15 protein-coding genes are annotated in these 14,784 nt (G+C 60.8%); 4 read left to right on the top strand and 11 right to left on the bottom strand.

Features of this window, described 5'->3' with window-relative positions; translation table 11 throughout:
* The first annotated feature begins 6 nt into the window (after positions 1-6).
* A complete protein-coding gene (locus MF6394_RS09515; RefSeq protein ID WP_047712346.1) occupies positions 7-438 on the top strand; it encodes an acyl-CoA thioesterase in 432 nt (143 codons plus the stop codon).
* A gap of 147 nt (positions 439-585) precedes the next feature.
* Here MF6394_RS09515 and MF6394_RS09510 read toward each other — a convergent pair whose 3' ends face one another.
* From MF6394_RS09510 to fdhD, 3 genes are all read right to left on the bottom strand, one after another.
* Positions 586-1,068 (bottom strand): glycine zipper domain-containing protein, encoded by a 483-nt coding sequence (locus MF6394_RS09510; RefSeq protein WP_003187699.1) that lies wholly within the window; start codon positions 1,066-1,068, stop codon positions 586-588.
* Between the two features lie 320 nt (positions 1,069-1,388).
* Entirely contained in the window at positions 1,389-3,737 is a 2,349-nt protein-coding gene (locus MF6394_RS09505) for an FdhF/YdeP family oxidoreductase (protein ID WP_044270544.1), read from the bottom strand.
* Positions 3,734-4,573 (bottom strand): formate dehydrogenase accessory sulfurtransferase FdhD, encoded by an 840-nt coding sequence (fdhD, locus tag MF6394_RS09500; RefSeq protein WP_047712348.1) that lies wholly within the window; start codon positions 4,571-4,573, stop codon positions 3,734-3,736. Before fdhD ends, MF6394_RS09505 begins: the two co-directional genes overlap by 4 nt.
* Before the next feature lie 242 nt (positions 4,574-4,815).
* Here fdhD and lysM point away from each other — a divergent pair, with 242 nt between their 5' ends.
* Positions 4,816-5,256 (top strand): peptidoglycan-binding protein LysM, encoded by a 441-nt coding sequence (lysM, locus tag MF6394_RS09495; RefSeq protein ID WP_047712349.1) that lies wholly within the window; start codon positions 4,816-4,818, stop codon positions 5,254-5,256.
* Positions 5,257-5,383: 127 nt separating this feature from the next.
* Here lysM and yrfG read toward each other — a convergent pair whose 3' ends face one another.
* Positions 5,384-6,049: a GMP/IMP nucleotidase gene (gene yrfG, locus MF6394_RS09490; RefSeq protein WP_044270546.1), complete on the bottom strand. Its 666-nt coding sequence runs from the start codon at positions 6,047-6,049 to the stop codon at positions 5,384-5,386.
* Between the two features lie 87 nt (positions 6,050-6,136).
* Here yrfG and nudE point away from each other — a divergent pair, with 87 nt between their 5' ends.
* Both nudE and cysQ read left to right on the top strand, forming a co-directional pair.
* On the top strand, positions 6,137-6,703 hold the full coding sequence (nudE, locus tag MF6394_RS09485; protein WP_032894100.1) for an ADP compounds hydrolase NudE: 567 nt from the start codon (positions 6,137-6,139) through the stop codon (positions 6,701-6,703).
* Positions 6,700-7,536 (top strand): 3'(2'),5'-bisphosphate nucleotidase CysQ, encoded by an 837-nt coding sequence (gene cysQ, locus MF6394_RS09480; RefSeq protein WP_044270548.1) that lies wholly within the window; start codon positions 6,700-6,702, stop codon positions 7,534-7,536. The genes nudE and cysQ overlap by 4 nt, the downstream gene beginning before the upstream one ends.
* Before the next feature lie 129 nt (positions 7,537-7,665).
* On the opposite strand, the gene MF6394_RS09475 is transcribed toward cysQ, so the two are convergent.
* The 7 genes from MF6394_RS09475 to rfbB are packed head-to-tail and all read right to left on the bottom strand — an operon-like array spanning position 7,666 to position 14,735.
* Positions 7,666-8,121 (bottom strand): thioesterase domain-containing protein, encoded by a 456-nt coding sequence (locus tag MF6394_RS09475; RefSeq protein ID WP_069556668.1) that lies wholly within the window; start codon positions 8,119-8,121, stop codon positions 7,666-7,668.
* A 26-nt stretch (positions 8,122-8,147) separates the two neighbouring features.
* Positions 8,148-9,533, bottom strand: a complete 1,386-nt coding sequence (locus MF6394_RS09470; protein WP_078466559.1) for a sigma-54-dependent transcriptional regulator — start codon at positions 9,531-9,533, stop codon at positions 8,148-8,150.
* Complete coding sequence (locus tag MF6394_RS09465) at positions 9,530-11,338, bottom strand: sensor histidine kinase (protein WP_034134664.1); 1,809 nt, start codon at positions 11,336-11,338, stop codon at positions 9,530-9,532. Before MF6394_RS09465 ends, MF6394_RS09470 begins: the two co-directional genes overlap by 4 nt.
* A gap of 34 nt (positions 11,339-11,372) precedes the next feature.
* Positions 11,373-12,242 carry a dTDP-4-dehydrorhamnose reductase gene (gene rfbD / locus MF6394_RS09460; RefSeq protein WP_078466558.1) on the bottom strand — a complete coding sequence of 290 codons (870 nt, stop codon included), beginning with the start codon at positions 12,240-12,242 and terminating at the stop codon, positions 11,373-11,375.
* Complete coding sequence (gene rfbC / locus MF6394_RS09455; protein ID WP_047712353.1) at positions 12,239-12,784, bottom strand: dTDP-4-dehydrorhamnose 3,5-epimerase; 546 nt, start codon at positions 12,782-12,784, stop codon at positions 12,239-12,241. The genes rfbD and rfbC overlap by 4 nt, the downstream gene beginning before the upstream one ends.
* Positions 12,781-13,656, bottom strand: a complete 876-nt coding sequence (rfbA, locus tag MF6394_RS09450; protein WP_078466557.1) for a glucose-1-phosphate thymidylyltransferase RfbA — start codon at positions 13,654-13,656, stop codon at positions 12,781-12,783. Before rfbA ends, rfbC begins: the two co-directional genes overlap by 4 nt.
* Positions 13,653-14,735: a dTDP-glucose 4,6-dehydratase gene (gene rfbB, locus MF6394_RS09445; protein ID WP_078466556.1), complete on the bottom strand. Its 1,083-nt coding sequence runs from the start codon at positions 14,733-14,735 to the stop codon at positions 13,653-13,655. Before rfbB ends, rfbA begins: the two co-directional genes overlap by 4 nt.
* Positions 14,736-14,784 lie beyond the last annotated feature (49 nt).

Below are 14,784 nucleotides of genomic sequence, written 5' to 3'. Positions count from 1 at the left end.
TTGCCGATGCCTGACTCAACGCCTGTGCGCGACGATTACCGCCACTTCCAGCCGATCACCACGCGTTGGCATGACAACGATGCCTACGGCCATGTGAATAATGTCACTTACTACAGCTTCTTCGACACCGCCGTTAATACCTACCTGATCGAACAGGGCGGGTTGGATATTCATGACGGTGAGGTGGTGGGGTTTGTGGTGAGTTCTGCCTGCGATTACTTTGCGTCGATTGCGTTTCCCGAGCGCATTGAAATCGGCCTGCGGGTGGGCAAGCTGGGCAATAGCTCGGTGCAGTATGAGCTGGCGGTTTTCAAGGTGGGTGAGCAGGAGGCGTGTGCGGCGGGGCGCTTTGTCCATGTGTTTGTGGACCGAACGTCGAACCAGCCAGTGCCGATTCCGGGGATGTTGCGCGAGGCGATGCAGCGCTTGGTGGTTTGAGGGCACCTGCAAGCAACCCATACCAAATGTGGGAGCCGGGCTTGCCCGCGATGGCGCAGTATCAGGCAATACGTCTAAACCTGATTCACTGCGATCGCGGGCAAGCCCGGCTCCCACACTGGATGTGCTCGTCAGAGCACGTATTTATCAGTCGCGATAACGATGCTTGTTCTTGCGATGCCCATAGGCATGGCCGCGGCCTGGGTGGCCATCGCGGTAGTAGCGACGATCGTCACGGTCACGATCGCGGTAATGGCGGCTGTCGCGATCACTTTCGTTACCCATGTAGTTGCCCAGCGCACCGCCCGCGCCACCGCCGGCTGCTGAGCCGACCAATGCACCGGTACTACCGCCGACGCTGCGCCCCAAGACGTTGCCGCCGGCTGCGCCGAGTGCGCCACCAATGGCTGCTTCGCCACGGCTACGCTTGTCTGCGCCGACCGCGCTACCGCCAGCGCCGCCCAGGGCCGCGCCGATGGTCGAACCGGTGTTGCCGCCCAGCTGCTGGCCGACAACGGAACCTAGAACCCCACCCAATGCGCCGCCGACACCGGCTTCGGTGGTGCCGCCTGCCATGGCTGCGCCACTGACCAGGCCAAGGGACAACAAGAGAATCGAGGAGAACTTCATTCAGGGAAACCTCAAGGGATGACGGCGCGATCCTGAGGTTGTATCGAGCCGCTGACAATCGAAATCCGACCGGCGGCAGAGGTTGTATACAATTTGCTAAGTTGCTGTTTTGTATAGGGAACTTAAGTCGTTTTTGCAGGTCTTTAGTTACTTCGGAAGGGCCGCTTTTATGCAAAAGCGGCCTTTTTTTGTGCCTGCAGAATGTGCGGTGCTTGTGCTGGCCTCTTCGCGAGCAAGCCCGCTCCCACACTTGGAATGCATTTCAAATGTGGGAGCGGGCTTGCTCGCGAAAGCGGTAGTTCAAACAATAAGATCCCGGGTCAGGCCGAGCGCGCCATGATTAACCCAGTATCACTCGCCGCCTCCAGACGAATCGCAACGAACTTCGATGTTGGCGTGTGGCTACCGTCGCCAGTACTTTCCAATGGCACCAACGGGTTCACTTCCGGATAGTAAGCCGCCGCCTGCCCCGCCGGAATATCAAATGCCAGCAGCGTAAAGCCCTTCACGCGGCGCTCACGACCGTCTTCCCACAGCGACACGATGTCTGCCTTCTGCCCCGGCTTGAAGCCCAGGCGGATGATGTCGGCTTCGTTGACGAACAGCACATCCCGCTGGCCTTTGACCCCGCGATAACGGTCGTCCAGGCCATAGATGGTGGTGTTGTACTGATCATGGGAGCGCATCGACTGCATGATCAGGTCCGGCACCCGGCCCGTGGCGTGGGTGCGTTCGTGAATCAGGTCTTTGGGCAAGATGTTCGGGCGGAAGTTGGCGCGGCCCGACGGTGTGTTCCAGCGGCGTGCGCCGGCGGAGTTGCCCAGGTAGAAGCCACCTGGGTGTTTGATCTTCTCGTTGAAGTCCTTGAAGCCTGGGATGGTGTCGGCGATCAGGTCGCGGATGCGTCCGTAGTCGGCCACCAGCCAGTTCCAATCCACGGGCGTGCTGCCCAGCGTGGCGGCAGCAATGCCTGCCAGAATCGCCGGCTCGGACTTCATCAGTTTCGACAGCGGTTGCAGTTGGCCGTTGGAGCCGTGGACCATGCTGAACGAGTCTTCCACCGTCACCGCTTGCGGGCCGTCGGCCTGGATGTCGATGTCGGTGCGGCCCAGGCACGGCAGGATCAACGCATCTTTACCGTGCATCAGGTGGCTGCGGTTGAGCTTGGTGCTGATCTGCACGGTCAGGTCGCAATTGCGCAGTGCTTCAAAGGTGCGCGTGCTGTCTGGCGTGGCTTGGGCAAAGTTGCCGCCCAGGCCGATAAAGACTTTGGAGCGGCCTTCAAGCATGGCGTGAATCGCTTCCACCACGTTATGGCCATTGTCTCGCGGCACCTGGAACTGGAAACGACGCTCCAGTGCGTCCAGAAACGCCACCGGTGGGCGTTCGTTGATGCCCATGGTGCGGTCGCCCTGCACGTTACTGTGGCCGCGCACCGGGCACAGCCCGGCGCCTGGGCGGCCGATATTGCCGCGCAGCAGCATCAGGTTGGCGATTTCCTGGATGGTCGGCACCGAGTGGCGGTGCTGGGTAATCCCCATCGCCCAGCACATGATCACATTCTTGCCTTTGGCGTACATGCGTGCCGCTTGTTCGATCTCCACCAGGGTCAGGCCGGACTGCTCGACGATCTCCTCCCACGAGGTGTCGTCGATCTGACCCAGGTATTCCAGCACGTTGGTGGTGTGTTCGTTGAGGAAGTCGTGGTCGAACACCGCGTCCTTGCCTTCGGCCAGGGCTTGGCGTTCCCACAGCAGCAGGAATTTGGCCATGCCGCGCAAGATCGCCATATCGCCACCCAGCGCCGGGCGGAAGTAGGCGGTGTTGGTCGGCTTGTCACCGTTGGTGAGCATTTCCAGCGGATGCTGCGGGTGCTGGAAGCGCTCCAGGCCACGCTCTTTCAGTGGGTTGATACACACCACCTGGGCGCCGCGCTTCACTGCTTCGCGCAGCGGTTCAAGCATGCGTGGGTGGTTGGTGCCGGGGTTCTGGCCCCAGACGAAAATGGCATCGGCATGCTCGAAGTCATCAAAGGTCACGGTGCCTTTACCCACGCCCACGCTCTGTGCCAGGGCTACACCGCTGGCTTCGTGGCACATGTTCGAGCAGTCCGGGAAGTTGTTGGTGCCATAGGCGCGTACAAACAGCTGGTACAGGTAGGCGGCTTCGTTGCTGGCGCGGCCCGAGGTGTAGAACTCGGCCATGTTCGGGCTTGGCAATGCGTTGAGATGCTTGCCGACCAGGTCGAAGGCGGCTTCCCAACTGATGGGCGCGTAGCGATCGGTCTGGGCGTCATAGCGCATCGGCTCGGTCAGGCGGCCCTGGTATTCCAGCCAATAGTCGCTTTGCTCCAGCAACGCTGTGACGCTGTGCTTGGCGAAGAAGGCCGCATCGACGCGGCGCTTGGTGGCTTCCCAGTTGACTGCCTTGGCGCCGTTTTCGCAGAACTTGACCATGCCGCTTTCCGGCGAGTCGCCCCAGGCGCAGCCCGGGCAGTCGAAGCCGCCGTTCTGGTTGGTCTTGAGCATCATGCGCAGGTTTTTCAGGGCGTTGTCGCTGGTCAGCCAGGCTTGCGCCACGCTGATCAGGGCGCCCCAGCCACCGGCTGGGCCCTTGTAGGGCTTGTAGCGTGGGGTTGGGGTCTGGTCGGCTTGGTGGTGAAGGCTCATGGCTGGTGCTCCATCGCAGGGCTATAGACCCGTGGCGCGCTTTTTTGCGGCAGGTGGATGAGGTTGAGGTTGTGCCGGCGCGCCCATTGCAGGGCCAGGCCGGTGGGCGACGACAGGCTGACCAGGGTCTGGATGCCCGCGCGCAAAACTTTCTGAATCAATTCCAGGCTGCAGCGGCTGGTAACAATCGCCAGGCCGCCGTCGGTCGGAATCTTTTGGCGGATCAACGCGCCAATCAATTTATCCAGAGCGTTATGCCGACCGATGTCTTCGCGACCCATCAGCAATTCGCCCTGGCTATTCATAAACACTGCCGCATGCACGGCACCGCTGTGTTGGCCCAGGGGTTGGAATGCGCTGATACGTTGGCGCAGGCCATCGAGCCACTGCGCCGGCGGCAAGGGCGCGCCGGGCAGTATCTGGAGGTCGGGCAATGCTTGCTCCACCGCTTCCACGCCACAGAGGCCGCAGCCGCTGGTGCCCGCCAATTGGCGGCGTTGCTGCTTGAGGTTCCAGAACGCGCGGCTGGACACCTGTACCTGAGCATACTGGGCAGCCCCTGAACCGCTGATTTTCAGATCATAAATGTCGTTAACGTCGGTGATAATGCCGCTGCCGAGGCTGAAACCTACAATGAAGTCTTCCAGGTCCGTAGGCGTTACCAGCATCACCGCCTGGCTGATATCGTTATAGGCAATCGCCAACGCCACTTCTTCGGCCAGCGCAGTGCTGGCGACTTCTGTGTGTTCAAGATTGCAATAGTGATAGCTCTGGCTGGCGACGGGCGCGGTCGATTCTAGAGCGGGCGCCGCGCAGTGAGGGCGCTTGGCGTTCATGGGGCAGTACCACCGGCGGATTGATCAGTGTTTAGACTAGGCGCGACAAAGGGTCACGTCTAATCGCCAGTATTGATCTATTGATAGAGGGCGTCGATCAAGGTTCACCGGCGTTTTCGTCGGGCTTATTCCAGGCAGGGGTGATTGGGATACTTTTGAGTCTTTAGCCAGTCTGGAACCCAAGTCGGCAGGACTGGTCTAGTCTTGGGCATCTGGAAATTAAATCCCAAGGAGAGCGCACCATGAGTATTTTTAGCTTTATCAAAGAAGCCGGCGAAAAGATTGTCGACCTGTTGACGCCGGGTAATGCGAACGCCAGTGAGCAGTTGAAGGAGCATGTGAGCAAGGTGGGCCTGGGTAATCCAAACGTGCAGACCACGGTGGATGGCGACAAGGTCACAGTGACCGGTGAAGTGGCCACGCAGGAAGAGAAAGAAAAGATCCTTTTGGCGCTGGGCAACATTGCTGGCGTGGCAAGTGTGGATGACCAGATCACTGTCCCTGGCCCTGCAGTTGCCGCTGCTCGTTTCGTCGTAGTGAAAAAGGGCGATACCCTCAGCGCGATTTCCCTGGCGGTGTACGGTAATGCCAACCAGTACAACAAGATTTTCGAGGCTAACAAGCCACTGTTGTCGCACCCGGACAAGATCTACCCAGGCCAGACACTGCGTATCCCTGAGTAATACGCAGGATAAAATGAGCAAGCTCGCCCTTTTGTAGGAGCGAGCTTGCTCGCGAAAAACTCACAGGCACCGCGTTTATCCAGGAAGTACGCGTTATCGTTGACGTTTTTCGCGAGCAAGCTCGCTCCTACATAAGTCCGGCAATGAGTTCTCGATAGTCCCCGACGGCTAAAAATTCTGCAGTGTCCTTGGGTCCTTTCTTGCTATCAGGCTCTTTCACGGCCAGTAAATGCCCTACTCCGAAATCCCGGGCGCTGCGCAGGATCGGCAAGGTGTCGTCTATAAACAGGCTACGGGCCGGGTCAAAGTGGATATCCGCTTGCAGGGCTTGCCAGAATTGCGGGTTTTCCTTGGGAAAACCGTAGTCGTGAGAGCTGATCAATCGCTCGAAATACGGCGCCAGTTCAATGCGTTCCAACTTCAATGACAGCGAATCACGATGAGCGTTGGTGATCATGATCACGCGCTTGCCGGCCTGTTTGATCGCCGCCAGGAACGTATCGGCATCCGGGCGCAGGGCAATCAGGTGGGCGGTTTCCAGCTTGAGTTCGCGCACCGGGATCTTGAGTTCAGTGCTCCAGAAATCCAGGCAATACCATTGCAACTGTCCCGCGTTACGCTCAAACAGCGGTTGCAGCTCCATTTCGGCCATGGCCTGGCTCACACCGTGCAGTTCGGCGTAGCGCTGGGGCAGGTGCTCCATCCAGAAGTGGTTGTCGTAATGCAGGTCGAGCAGGGTGCCGTCCATGTCCAGCAGGACGGTGTCGATGGCGTGCCAGGGCAGAGAGGGCATGGTGGGGTCTCATGTAAGTAAAGATATCCGACACAGACAATCGGAAAAGCCACGGTATAGTAACCCGATCACGCCAAGGAGCCGTTTATGCGCCAGAAACCCACTGTCCTCGCCCGCGAAATAGTCGCCAGTAGCCGTTTGTTCCGCGTGGAGGAAGTGCAATTGCGCTTTTCCAATGGCGTTGAGCGCACCTACGAGCGTCTTGTCGGGCGTGGCACGGGCTACGGAGCCGTGATGATTGTAGCGATGATCGATGAAGATCATGCATTGCTGGTGGAAGAATACTGCGGCGGCACTGACGAATATGAATTGTCATTACCCAAAGGCTTGATCGAGCCCGGCGAAGACGTGCTGGCGGCGGCAGACCGCGAACTCAAGGAAGAGGCCGGCTATGGCGCACGGCAGTTGGAGCACATCACCGAGCTGTCATTGTCGCCTGGTTATATGAGCCAGAAAATCCAGGTGGTGCTGGCTACCGATCTTTATGAAGAGCGCCTTGAAGGTGATGAGCCCGAGCCGATGCGGGTAGACCGAGTCAACCTGCGTGAGCTATCGGCGTTGGCGCAAAACGAGCAATTCAGCGAAGGTCGCGCCCTGGCGGCGCTGTATCTGGTCAGAGACCTGTTGACCCAGCGTGGAGCGTTCAACGCATGAGCGAACTGTTTTTAGGTCACCCGTTTATCGCCCCGGTCATTGAGCTGGCGCGCCAGGCCGGTGAAGCCATCCTGCCGTACTGGCGTGCCGATGTGGCCGTGACCTCCAAAGCGGACGATTCCCCCGTGACGGCTGCCGACTTGGCTGCCCACCATCTGATTCTCGCAGGCCTCACCGCGCTGGACCCAAGCATTCCAGTGCTGTCTGAAGAGGACGCCGATATCGATCAGAGTGTGCGTGCCGGCTGGCAGCGCTGGTGGTTGGTGGACCCTTTGGATGGCACCAAGGAATTCATTTCCGGCAGTGAAGAATTCACCGTCAATATTGCCTTGATCGAACAGGGCCGCGTGGTGTTCGGCGTGGTGTCGATACCGACCACTGGCCGTTGCTACTTCGGCGGCGCGGGCCTGGGGGCTTGGCGGTCGGACGTCAATGCGGCGCCCAAGCAGATTCAGGTACGCCAGACCAGGGCGGCGGGCGAGGCCTTTACCGTGGTGGCCAGCCGTCGTCATACCAGCCCTGAGCAGGAGCGTCTGTTAGATGGTTTGAGCGAGGGCTTGGGCGAGTTGAAACTGGCCAATATCGGCAGTTCGTTGAAGTTTTGTTTGTTGGCCGAGGGCAGTGCCGATTGTTATCCGCGCCTGGCACCGACCTCGCAGTGGGATACCGCAGCGGCCCAGGGTGTATTGGAAGGAGCGGGGGGTGAAGTGCTGGAGTTGAATGGCAAGCCGTTCAGCTACCCGGCGCGGGAATCGCTGTTAAATCCGTTCTTTCTGGCGTTGCCAGCCAAGGCCGCGTGGCGTGAGCGGCTGTTGACCCTGGCCAGATCTTAAGGCCACTGCGGATTAAAACTGTGGGAGCGGGCTTGCTCGCGAATGCGCAGTGTCAGTCACCGAAGATATCGACTGATATACCGCATTCGCGAGCAAGCCCGCTCCCACATTTGTCTTGTGTAACGACTGCTAGCGATGCAGGACGTACTGGCCGGTAAAGACGACAGCACGCTCCTCACTGCCTTCATTCACAATCCACGTCTGTAGCGCCAATCGCGCCCGCCCATAGCGCTGATAGGTCGCCACAAAGCGTTTCCACACCTTCTCCTGCGGCGCCGCGCAAATGGCTGTCGCGTCTTGCGTCACCGGCAGTGGGTAGCTGATCTGCCCTTCCTGAATCACGATATGCCCGTCTTCAATCCCGGCTTCACGCAGCTTCAGGTGCAGCCAACCCCAACCCGCCAGCACCGCGCCGCAGTAGAGGCTGCCGCCAAACATGGTGCTCTTGTGGTTGATATTGGCCTGCAAGGGCAGGTGCAGTTGCAGTTGGTCGTGTTGCCAGTCGAGCACCTTGAGGCCCATTTCCCGCGTGAGTGGGATGTCATGGTGAAGGATGGATTCCAGGTAACGGCTATCGCGGCTCATGGCGGCCTCTTCGTGGGTAGACGATGTCATTCGTCGTCGGCGCTCTGGCTGGCACTGTCGGCGAAGTTCAGGCCGTGTTTGCGCAGTTTGTCATGCAAGGTTTTGCGCGGCACGCCCAGGGCTTCGGCGAGGCTGCGCACGGAGCTGTGGGGGCGGGTCAGTTCGGCGGCGATCAGGCTTTTTTCGAACTGTTCGACTTGCTCGCTCAGGCCTCCTGGCGTGGAGGTCAGCACGCCGGCGGCGGGATGGTCCTGGGTGTTGTCCAGGGCCAGCTCCAGGCCGAGGGCGAAACGCTCCGCGGCGTTTTGCAGTTCCCGCACATTGCCCGGCCAGCTGTGGCGCAGCAACAGCGCGCGCTGGCCCGGTTGCAGTTCGTGCAAGGGCAGGCCGTGACGGCTGCTGGCCTCATCGGTGAAGTGCTGGAACAGCATCAGCGCATCTTCACCCCGTTCACGTAGCGGTGGTATGCGCAGCGGCGCAACATTGAGGCGGTAATACAAGTCGGCACGGAAACGGCCCTGGTCAGCGGCCTGGCGCAGGTCTTCCTTGGTGGCGGCGATAATGCGGATGTCCAGCGGGATCAGCTGATTGCCACCCAGGCGTTCCACTACGCGCTCCTGTAAAAGGCGCAGCAACTTGACCTGTACATCCAGGCTCATGCTTTCAATTTCATCCAGAAACAGCGTGCCGCCATTGGCAAACTCGAACTTGCCGATGCGGCGCTTTTGCGCCCCGGTAAACGCGCCGGGTTCATGACCGAACAGTTCGCTTTCCACCACCGATTCCGCCAGGGCCCCGGCGTTGATCGCGACAAACGGGCCGCTGCGTCGGCTTGAGAGGTCGTGCAGGGCGCGGGCGACGACCTCCTTGCCCGCCCCGGTTTCGCCGAGGATCAGCACATCGGCCTTGGTCGCGGCCAGTGCACCGATTTGCTCGCGCAGGCGCAACATCTGTGGCGAGTGCCCTACCAGGCGCGTGCTCAGTTGCTGGCGGTCGCTGAGGGCCAGGCGCAGGCTGCGGTTGTCCAGCACCAGCCGGCGCAGGGCCAGGGCACGGCGCACGCTGTCGAGCAGCGCGTCACTGGCGAAGGGTTTTTCCAGGAAGTCATAGGCCCCGGCACGCATGGCCTGCACCGCCAACGGTACATCGCCGTGGCCGGTGATCAGCAGCACCGGCAGGTCTGGGTCCTGGCCGTGCAATTCAGCTAGCAGTTCCAGGCCGTCCATGCCGGGCATGCGGATGTCGCTGACCACCACGCCCGGCCAGTCGCGGGACAGGCGTGCGGTGAGCCCGGTGGCTTCGCCCAGGGGCAGGACTTTCAGGCCGGCCAGGTCCAGGGTCTGGCACAGGGCCTGACGCAGGTGTGGATCGTCGTCGATCAAGACCACCTGAATCGAGTTGTCGATACTCATACACTGCGGTCCTCGGACGGTTGCAGACTGACGCCCGGCGAGCCGGCACGCAATTTCAAGGTTAACAGCGCGCCGCCTTCCTTGTGGTTGGCAAACGACAGTTCGCCGCCAAAGGCGCGCATCAGGGTGTCGCAGATCGCCAGGCCCAGGCCCAGGCCTTGGGTGCGCGTCTTGGTGGTGTAGAAAGGCTCGCTGGCGCGGCCCAGGGCTTCCATGCAAAAGCCCGGGCCGTTGTCGCGAATATACAAGTTGACGCCTTGGGGCGTGGTTTCGGCACTCAGCCACAGTTTGCGTGGCGGGCCTTTTTCGGTGAGGGCGTCCAGAGCATTGGCCAGCAAGTTACCCAGCACCTGGCGCAGGCGAGTTTCACCTGCCTGCACCCACAAGGTCGCCTCTGGCAGGTCGCGGATCAACTCCACCTCCATCGAACGCCGACGCTTGGCCAGCAATGCCAGGGCGTCGTCGAGTGCCGGTTGCAGGGCCACGCTCTCCGGCGCATGCCGGTCGCGGCGGGCGAATGCGCGCAGGTGGGCGATGATCGAGGCCATGCGCCCGGTCAATTCGCTGATCAGCTTGAGGTTGCCGCGGGCATCGTTGGTGCGCTCATGGTCGAGCAGGATTTCGGCGTTTTCGGCATAGCTGCGAATCGCCGCCAGTGGCTGATTCAATTCATGGCTGATACTCGCCGACATGGTGCCCAGCGCCGAGAGTTTACCGGCCTGGACCAAGTCGTCCTGGGCGCGCACCAGTTCTTGCTGGGCATGCTCGCGCTCCAGCACTTCCTGTTTCAGGCGCCGGTTCAGGCCCTCCAGGTCGCTGGTACGCTCGGCCACGCGCATCTCCAACTCGCGGCGGGCCTTGGCTTCGAAGGCGATGCGTTCCAGGTAGTGCCGGCGGCGCTGCATCAGCAACCCCAGCAACAGCATCAGCACCAACAACGTGGCGCCGCCTACGGCGACGACCGTGCGCACCGGACGGTTGATCAGCGAGCGCGGCGCGAGGATTTCCACGTTCCAGCCGGTTTCGGCGATGGCCGTGGATTGGCGCAGCCAAGCGCTGCTGCTGAGGCTCAGTGGCTGCGGGTCGCGGGTGGGGTAGGGCTGGATAGCAATGATGGCCTGGCGTTCTTCGGCGGTCAGTGGCCGCGTGGCGCGGAATCGCCATTGCGGGCGCGAAGTGAGGATCACCACGCCGTTGTGGTCGGTGACCAACAGTTGTTCGGGGGTATTGCCCCACAGGCTTTCAGTGTGGTCCAGGTCGACCTTCACCACCAGCACCCCGATGATAGTATCGCCGTCACGTACCGCTGCTGCGAAGAAGTAGCCGCGCTTGGCCGAGGTGGTGCCCAGGCCGAAGAACCGGCCGAGGCGCCCGGCCATGGCTTCGCTGAAATACGGACGGAAGGAAAAGTTGCGCCCGACAAAGCTGTCTTGTTTGTCCCAGTTGGACGCGGCGAGGGTCTTGCCGGTGGTGTCCATCAAATACATCACCTCTACCCCGGCCTGGGCGGCGACGTCCTTGAGCAACTGGTTGGCACTGACCAGGTGGGTGCTGACGTGGGGCGCGTCCAATGCAGTGCGCAGGGCCGGCAAGTCACCGAGGATCTGCGGCAGTATTTCGTAGCGGTGCAGGGTACCCAACAAGTTGGCGACGTAGAGGTCGAGGGTCTGGCGGTTTTGCCCGGCCAGCTCGCTGCGGTAATAGCGCTCGGCCAAATGCTCCAGCGGCCACAACAGCGGCGCCAGGCACAGAGCCAGCAGAGCTAGGCTGCGCCAGCGGGGTCTTCGCGCAAGGGGTGGGGTCATGGAAGTCGCGCCTGTGGGTACAGGCGCATTATGCCTAGTGCTGCTGCGCAAGACACTCGTGCAATGCGTCCTGCCATTGTGGCTGGCTGACGTGCCATTGCTGTTGCAGGCGTGTGCAGTCCAGGCGCGAGTTCAGCGGGCGCTGGGCGGGGGTCGGGTAGGCGCTGGAAGGGATCGGTTCCAGCTCGGCGCAGGCCTTGCCTTCGGCGCGCAGTTGCTCGCCAATCGCCGCGGCAAAACCGAACCACGAGGTTTCACCCTGGGCGGTGAGGTGGTAAACACCCCAGGCCCCTGCCTTACCGGCCAACCACTGCTCGATCAGCACGCGGGTGCTGTTGGCGATGGTACCGGCCCAGGTCGGCGCGCCGATCTGGTCGGCCACGATGCGCATCTGCGGTTTTTCCTGCAGCAGGCGCTGCATGGTCAGCAGGAAATTCTTGCCATGGCTCGAATAGACCCAGCTGGTGCGCAAGATCAGGTACTGGCCACCTACAGCCGCAATCGCCTGCTCACCCGCCAGCTTGCTCTGGCCGTAGACGCCCAAGGGGTTTGGGGTGTCGTTTTCGGTGTACGGGGCAGGTTTGCTGCCGTCGAACACGTAGTCGGTCGAGTAATGGATCAGCGGGATACCCAGCGCCTTGGCTTCCTCGGCGAGGATGCCGGGGGCGATGGCATTGATGGCGAACGCAGCGTCCGGTTCGCTCTCGGCCAGATCGACGGCGGTGTGGGCCGCCGCGTTGATGATCAGGCCAGGGCGATGGGCGCGCACTTGCTGGCGGATGAGGTCTGCGTCTGCCAGGTCAAGCTGGTCGCGGCCCAGGACGATGAGTTCGCCCAGGTCCTGGAGCCGCTGTTGCAGCTCCTGGGAGACTTGGCCGTGCTGGCCAGTGATGAGGATTTTCATGGGAACAAGTCAGCTTCCATCAGCAGTTTGCCGACCTGATCCTTGGCGGAGAGTTGCGGCGGTTCGGCCAGCTCCCAGTCGATGGCCAGCGTCGGGTCATTCCAGAGAATGCTGCGCTCGGCGCTTGGCTGGTAGTAGTCGGTGGTTTTGTACAGGAATTCTGCGTACTCACTCAATACCACGAAACCATGGGCGAAGCCTTCCGGCACCCAGAGTTGGCGATGGTTCTGTGCCGACAGGCGGACACCCACCCACTGGCCAAAGTTGGGTGAGCTGCGACGGATGTCGACCGCTACGTCCAACACTTCACCGTAGGTGACACGTACCAGTTTTCCTTGAGTGTGTTCAAGCTGATAGTGCAAACCTCGCAGCACGCCTTTTTGCGAGCGTGAGTGATTGTCCTGCACGAAATTACGCTTGAGCCCGGTGGCCGCTTCAAAGGCGCGCGCATTGAAACTTTCGTAGAAGAAACCGCGTTCGTCGCCGAATACCTTTGGCTCGAGGATGAGTACGCCGGGTAGTGTGGTTTCAACTACATTCACTGGGTCTCTCCGGCAAGCGAGTAGAGGTATTGGCCGTAGCCGGTCTTGCCAAAGTACTTGGCGCGCTCCAGCAGATAGTCACGATCGATCCAGCCGTTTTCGTAGGCGATTTCTTCCAGGCAGGCCACTTTCAAGCCTTGGCGGTGCTCGATGGTCTGAACGTAGGTCGAGGCTTCCAACAGGCTGTCATGGGTGCCGGTGTCGAGCCAGGCGAAACCACGACCGAAGCGTTCAACGTGCAGATCGCCACGCTGGAGGTAGGCATTGTTGACGTCGGTGATCTCCAACTCGCCGCGTGGCGACGGCTTGACCGCCTTGGCGATCTTGATCACGTCGTTGTCGTAGAAGTACAGGCCGGTCACCGCGTAGTGGGACTTGGGTTTAGCCGGTTTTTCTTCGATGGACAAGGCGCGGCCTTCGCTATCGAAGTCAATCACACCGAAACGCTCAGGGTCTTTGACCCAGTAGCCGAACACCGTGGCGCCCGAAGGACGCTCGGCGGCGGTGCGCAGTTGATCGCCGAAATGCTGGCCGTGGAAGATGTTGTCCCCCAGGATCAAGCACACAGGGTCATCGCCAATGAACTCTTCACCGATGATAAACGCCTGGGCCAAGCCATCCGGCGAAGGCTGCTCCGCGTAGCTGAAGCGCACACCAAACTGGCTGCCATCGCCCAGCAGGTTCTGGTATTGCGGCAAGTCCACTGGCGTGGAAATCACCAGAATATCCTTGATCCCGGCCAGCATCAGTACCGAGATCGGGTAGTAGATCATCGGCTTGTCATACACCGGCAACAACTGTTTGGACACGCCCAGGGTAATGGGGTGCAAACGCGTGCCGGAACCGCCGGCCAATACAATTCCCTTCATCATGCGATCAAATCCTTCACGTCAGTATTGCCCAGTCGTTCACCTTGATAACTACCGTCTTGGACCCTGCGGCACCATTCCAGGTTATCGAGGTACCACTGCACGGTTTTGCGCAGGCCGGTCTCGAAGGTTTCTTCCGGGACCCAGCCCAGTTCGCGTTCGATTTTGCTGGCATCAATAGCGTAGCGTTGGTCGTGGCCTGGGCGATCCTTGACGAAGGTGATCAGGTCGGTGAATTTCTCCACGCCGGCTGGGCGTTGTGGCGCCAGTTCTTCCAGCAGGGCGCAAATGCCACGTACCACGTCGATGTTTTTCTGTTCGTTGTGGCCGCCGATGTTGTAGGTCTCGCCTACAACCCCAGTCGTCACCACTTTGAGCAGCGCACGGGCGTGATCCTCGACGAACAACCAGTCACGCACCTGCAGGCCATCGCCATACACCGGCAGTGGCTTGCCCGCCAGGGCGTTGAGAATCACCAGCGGGATCAATTTTTCGGGGAAGTGGAACGGCCCGTAATTGTTCGAGCAGTTGGTCAACAGAACCGGCAGGCCATAGGTGCGCTGCCAGGCGCGTACCAGGTGGTCAGACGCTGCCTTGCTCGCGGAATACGGCGAGCTCGGGGCGTAAGGCGTGGTCTCGGTGAAGAGGTCGTCCACGCCGTGCAGGTCGCCATACACCTCGTCAGTGGAGATGTGGTGGAAACGGAATGCGCTTTTTGCCGGCTCTACCAGCTTCTGCCAATAGGCGCGCGTGGCTTCCAGCAGGCTGTAGGTGCCCACGATGTTGGTCTGGATAAAATCCGACGGACCGTCAATGGAGCGGTCCACATGGGACTCGGCCGCCAGGTGCATGATCGCATCGGGTTCGAAGCGTGCGAGCACGGCGCTGACGGTGGCCTGGTCGATGATATCGGCCTGGACAAACTCATAGCGGCTGTTGGACGCGATGCTGGCCAGCGACTCAAGGTTGCCAGCGTAAGTCAGCTTATCCAGGTTGAGCACTTCATGCTCAGTGTGTTGAATCAAGTGCCGGATCAGGGCCGAGCCAATAAATCCGGCACCGCCGGTGATGAGAATGCGCATGTCGAGGGCCTTTTCCTTAGACGGACACTGGGCGAAAGTAGCATAGCTT

The organism is Pseudomonas sp. MF6394, assembly GCF_002018845.1.
Taxonomy (GTDB): Bacteria; Pseudomonadota; Gammaproteobacteria; order Pseudomonadales; family Pseudomonadaceae; genus Aquipseudomonas; species Aquipseudomonas lactis.
The sequence above is the reverse complement of the archived record's forward strand: the minus strand, read 5'-3'. Positions and strand labels throughout refer to the sequence as shown.